7 protein-coding genes and 1 pseudogene are annotated in these 5,245 nt (G+C 50.8%); all 8 read left to right on the top strand.

Annotation, left to right across the window (positions count from 1 at the left end; genetic code table 11):
* Positions 1–181 precede the first annotated feature (181 nt).
* The 8 genes and pseudogenes from AYJ55_RS23135 (at position 182) to AYJ55_RS30180 (ending at position 5,112) form a co-directional block, all read left to right on the top strand.
* On the top strand, positions 182–901 hold the full coding sequence (locus tag AYJ55_RS23135) for a hypothetical protein (RefSeq protein WP_245677548.1): 720 nt from the start codon (positions 182–184) through the stop codon (positions 899–901).
* 8 nt (positions 902–909) lie between these two features.
* A pseudogene (locus tag AYJ55_RS35265) lies at positions 910–2,045 on the top strand (phage baseplate plug family protein).
* Positions 2,023–2,727, top strand: coding sequence for a phage baseplate protein (locus AYJ55_RS23125; protein ID WP_162505836.1), 705 nt, complete (start codon positions 2,023–2,025; stop codon positions 2,725–2,727). Before AYJ55_RS35265 ends, AYJ55_RS23125 begins: the two are co-directional and overlap by 23 nt.
* Positions 2,728–2,796: 69 nt before the next feature.
* On the top strand, positions 2,797–3,081 hold the full coding sequence (locus tag AYJ55_RS23120) for a hypothetical protein (RefSeq protein ID WP_245677549.1): 285 nt from the start codon (positions 2,797–2,799) through the stop codon (positions 3,079–3,081).
* On the top strand, positions 3,078–4,307 hold the full coding sequence (locus AYJ55_RS23115) for a baseplate J/gp47 family protein (protein ID WP_063657585.1): 1,230 nt from the start codon (positions 3,078–3,080) through the stop codon (positions 4,305–4,307). The genes AYJ55_RS23120 and AYJ55_RS23115 overlap by 4 nt, the downstream gene beginning before the upstream one ends.
* Positions 4,304–4,624 (top strand): baseplate wedge 1 family protein, encoded by a 321-nt coding sequence (locus tag AYJ55_RS36560; protein WP_425393844.1) that lies wholly within the window; start codon positions 4,304–4,306, stop codon positions 4,622–4,624. The genes AYJ55_RS23115 and AYJ55_RS36560 overlap by 4 nt, the downstream gene beginning before the upstream one ends.
* A complete protein-coding gene (locus AYJ55_RS36555) occupies positions 4,597–4,857 on the top strand; it encodes a baseplate wedge 1 family protein (protein ID WP_425393843.1) in 261 nt (86 codons plus the stop codon). The genes AYJ55_RS36560 and AYJ55_RS36555 overlap by 28 nt, the downstream gene beginning before the upstream one ends.
* A 60-nt stretch (positions 4,858–4,917) precedes the next feature.
* Entirely contained in the window at positions 4,918–5,112 is a 195-nt protein-coding gene (locus AYJ55_RS30180) for a hypothetical protein (protein ID WP_162505843.1), read from the top strand.
* The last annotated feature ends 133 nt before the right edge of the window (positions 5,113–5,245 follow it).

Genomic DNA, 5,245 nt, shown 5'->3' with positions numbered 1-5,245 from the left:
AGACGGTTAACCAGGCTTCAACAGTCTATTGAAGAACAGGCAAAACGCCACCGAATGAATACGACACTGAATAACGGGATGTACTGATGACTATTTTTGATTTCAACCTCGCGGATGTACTGAATTCGGTATCAGGCGGCTCGCCGTTATCCATCATTGACAGTGTGCTGCATCCGCGTATGTGATACGTAAACACGGCTCCGCCGAGGTTGCCCTTAATTTCAGTGGTATGTCGGTATTTCAGCCGACAGGCAAGGCTAGCATCATTAACGCCCCCATCGAGAAAGGCCGGTATCAGTCGATCAATAAAATCTATCAACCCACCCGAATAACGTGCCAAGTCGTTATTTCGGGGTTAAGTGGATTTAGCAGTGTGATACCGAATCTCTTTGACCTGACGTTAATCAGTCAGAATGAGACGCTGCAAACGATTGGCACTATGCTCAAAACAACCGATTTGTACGATATTGAGACCCCCAAGGGCAATTATGCGAGTTTTGACCTGACGGATTATAGCTATCGGGTCAGTGCGCAGGCGGGGGTCACCTTACTGACGGTAGCGCTGATCTTTCAGGAGGTGATCCAACAAATGGAAGTGGTATTAAATACCCCTCAGTCCGCCAATAAACCGACGGGGGATTTAGTCGCGCGTAGCCCCTATGGTACCTGCCCAATCGATGTCAATGGCAGTGAAAAAATGTCTACACTGGACGAGCTGAGTAAAACGTGGGACGCATTGAAAAATTCAATCGGACCACAGCGAGCTTCAGCTACCGCCGGTGTGAATGGCAGCTTCCGCAGTGCCATGGACACCGTTCATCAGTCGGCTTCACGTATCAGTGGCAGCGTCAGCCAGAAATCCGGTGCGCTGTGGAAAAAAATCAAAGGCGCCGTATTGTGAGCACGATAATGCTTTCCCCCGTAAAATCTCAACGTATCAACCTCACCCTTAACGGCCAGGAATGTACTTTACGGCTGACGCAGCATGAAAGTGCCCTCTACCTGGATTTGACGGTAAAGGGAATACCTGTTGTCCAGGGCGTCCCTGTCTGCATGGCACGCGCCTTGTACGCTATGCCTGGCTCGGCTTCACCGGTGATTTATTCTTCGTGGATACCCAAGGGCAAGAAGACCCGCGTTGGCACGGTCTAGGGAGTCGATGGTTTCTTTTTTACGAGGATGGAAATGTACAGCAAAAAACGCTTAAGTTTGCGTTCTCTCTGGATACGGGCAACGGCCAGATAGAAGAATTAACCTTGGATAACGTTAAATCCTTTGTCAGAACCAATAGCTACGGCGGATACGGCGGCGTTGAGGCAGAGTGCGCCCTCTATGGGTTAAGTTTAGAACTCATCGGGATGTTGTCACCAAAAGATTACAGTTCGCTGGTGCTCGATGGACGACAATTTGACATAGCTATCTATAGTGGGGATATTTTGATATTCGAGGGCGCCGTCAGATCTGCTTATGCCAATATGAATACGATGCCCGAATCTCCGTTTGTCATTCAAGCGCTGGCCGCCAGTGACCTCCGTGCTAAAGTCATTCCGCCGATTTCACGCACGGGTGTCGTGAATGTCAGTGATTTACTCGATTCGTTATGTCAGCAGAACGGCTATACGTTTCAACCCAATTTATTGGGCGGCTTAACCGAATCCAACCCGTATTACGCCGGCAGTGTTTTTGCTCAGATAGCCGCCATTTGCCTGTCTCATCGGCTGGAATTTCAACCGGTGGGAAAAATCATCCATGTTTGGCCTGCTGGGAAAACAAGGGATGCGGTTATGCCGAAGATTTCGGCGGAAAATGGCTTGATAGGGTATCCGATCCACAACGCGAATGGATTAACCTTTCAGACACAGTACAGCCCCTTGCTGGCATTTGGGCGATCGGTATCGCTTGATACGTCGTTACCGGGTGCCAGTGGTCTCTACCTGTTAACGGGTGTCGAACACTTTCTTTCTTCCTGGGTGCAAGGGGGAAACTGGCACAGTGTCTGTAACGCAGTGAGTGTTGAAGCTTATGAGAGAAACAAACAACCGTGACGCATCCGGTAATGATGCAAACACCTTTATGCATGCCTTCAGTCAGCTTCTTGCCGGCTGTTTTTTTTGTGAAATTGTTCAGGTGATTGCGTTACACGGTGAAGCGCCCAATCTGGTGGTGGATGTCCGCCCCCTGCTGGCTTATCCTGATACGCGGGGTGTCCTGATGGAGAGTACCCCAATTTACGCCATTCCGGTATTTCGCCTGCAACGGGGGAACAGTGCCCTCATCATGAATCCGGTCGTGGGGGATATTGGTCACCTATTAATTTGTGACCGTGATACCCGCCGTGTCAGGGCAACCCGCCAGAGCGCATTACCGTCTACTCGCCGTAGACACAACCGCGCCGACGGCATTTACATGGGTGGACTGCTGAATATGCCACCGACCCAGTTTATTGAATTTGCGGATAACCGAATAAATATCACCAGTCCAGGAAACATTGAAATCCACTGTCAGCAGGCCACTATCAAGGCCCCTTCTGGGGTGATCCTCGATACGCCCCAAGCGCATTTTACCGGAAATGTCACGGCGGCGGGTGACATCACCGATAATGTCGGTACGCAACAGGCCAGCATCAAAGCGCTGCGGGAAGCTTACAACAGCCATTATCATCATGTGAACGGGGTAGAAAGCGGCAGCAGCCGTGTCACATCGGATAAACCGGAGCACACGCTATGACCTATTGCACCCTAAAAACTGGATAAGGCGTGGGATTTAACGCTAGACGGTGAAGGCAATTTGGCAATAGTGACCACCCCTGCCGCGGTAGCCCAGGATGTGGCCTCGGCCTGTCTGGTATTTATGGGTGAATGTTATTTTGACCGTTCACTCGGCATTCCATGGAAGGAGGAAGTCCTCGGAAGACGACCCACTGCCGGATTTATTGCGCAAAAACTACAAGTTGAGGCCGAAAAACTGCCCGTTGTTAACCAGGCAATAGCAAGCGTCAGGCTGGATAAGGCCAGTCGGAAACTGCGCGGTGTCATTCGCGTCACGGATAACGAGAATAACCGATTGGAGGTGATATTATGACCACAGTGAAAACCGCGGTACCTGATGTCACGATAACCGAAAACGGGGTGTCGGTGCCGGATATCGCGGACGTGCTCGCCGGACGGCTGACGGATTTTGTCGGCATATTGGGCGGCCATGCCAGTCAATCACTGAGCGCCCCCCAAGGACAGATAGCCCAGAGTGAGACCGAAATACTGGCGCAGGTCTACGACAAATTATTATGCCTGTTCAACCAGATTAACCCCGATTTTGCGAGCGGGCGCTTTCAGGATGGAATAGGGCGCATCTATTTTCTCAATCGTATTCCTGGTCAGGGTAGCGTTGTCATGGCCACCTGCACGGGCAAAGTCGGCACCCGTATCCCAGCAGGCAGTACCGCCCAGGATAAGGCCGGTTATTTGTGGCGTTCAGTGAGCGAAGCAACCATCCCTGCCAGCGGCACGGTAAAAATCCCCTTCCAGAACACGACGCATGGCCCCATCGCCTGCGCCACGGGGGAATTAACGCAAATTTTTAGCTCTGTTTCAGGGTGGGACGCCATCACCAATGACACACCGGCCCGTGTCGGGTCACAGGTAGAATCCCGCATTGCCTTTGAAACACGCCGCCGCCAATCAGTGGCGCGCAACGGTCGTAATACCGATGGTGCGATGAAAGCGGCCCTACTGGAAACCCAAGGTGTGACGGATGCGTATGTCTGGTCAAACCGAACAAGGGAGACGGTCACTATCGGCACGACTCTTTATCCGGTTAAACCGCATTCCGTTTTTATTTGTGTGAATGGTGGCAACGATACCGATATCGCCGAGACGATCTTCCAGTATTACAATCCTGGCGCGGACATGAATGGGGATACCACCTTTACTGTTTATGATAAAGAGAACTACTCGCCGCCTTACCCGCAATATGTGATGCAGTGGCAGCGAGCCACCCCATTAAGCGTCTATTTTTCCGTCAACATTGATAAAAGTCTCAATCCTCCCTGTGACATTACCGGGCAAGTTAAAAAAACAGTTATTCGCGTGTTTAATGGCGAGGTAGAAGGCATTCAACGTGCGGGTATAGGGGCAACCCTGAATGTGGGTAAATACTACGCGCCGATTATTGCGATTGAGCCTTATTCGGTGAGTGTCGTATCAGTAATGATATCCCAAGACGGCAAAAACTGGCTGTCTGCGTTAACACCAGGCGTGGCGCAAGTCCCCGTTTTGCAAGCCGATAACATTCACGTGGAGTTAAAATGAGTTGGCAAAAAACGGTGCTAAACCAGTACAGTGCCAGCCAGAAATTGCTGTCTGTCATCGCAACATTCGAGCAGGCGGTGAGTCTGGAGGATTTTACTGACCGGTTTCTTGATGAAGTGTGGGATATCACCACCTGCAACCGCTTTGGTCTGGATATGTGGGGGAAAATCGTCAACATTTCACGTTACATCACGGCGGAAGTCGATAACAGCGCGTTTGGGTTTGCGCAGGCAGACGAAGGAAAAGCGGATTATCCCACCCCGTTCAGTGATGCCCTTATTACGCGGGTGTGCAGGAAACCAGAAAAATCCGGCTAGCGGACAACGCTTATCGAAGCCTGATACTCAGCAAGGCGTTTTCTAACATCAGTATTGCGACTATTCCTGAAATCAATCGCTTCTTACGTTTTCTGTTTAAGGAACGTGGCGAGGCGTTTTGTGTGAATTATCGTGACATGACTATTGGTATTACCACCGCCTTTCCCCTAGAACCCTTTGAATTGTCAGTATTGAGAACAGCGAGGTCACCCCGTTACCTTCTGGGGTACTGATGAATATCAATCAGGTCGTCGCCCCCTACTTTGGCTTTGCCGAGGATGCCTATCCGTTTAATGAGGGGACGTTTTTTACGGCGGGACGTTAATCATCCAGTAGAATTTTTTGGAGTATTTTATGAAAAAACAGACTTGCCCGCTCGTAAACCGGTGCCCTTTGGGGCGAATGGTTCACGGCGTGATTTAACGGCGAAAACGCCAACCGGCAGTAATCAGGCTTCTTATGATGCCGGTTTTCCCCCATTACCATGACGGATTAAAGCGCAGGCGGCTTGCCCCTGATGGCCGTGACATGAATCAGGCACTTAACGAACTATACACCGGCTATCGTTGGCATAATGCGGGCGCGGGTTACCCTTTGATGCCGATTTTGCCACGGCGATTG

This window comes from Candidatus Arsenophonus triatominarum (assembly GCF_001640365.1).
GTDB lineage: Bacteria > Pseudomonadota > Gammaproteobacteria > Enterobacterales > Enterobacteriaceae > Arsenophonus > Arsenophonus triatominarum.
This window is presented reverse-complemented; position numbering and strand designations above follow the sequence as displayed.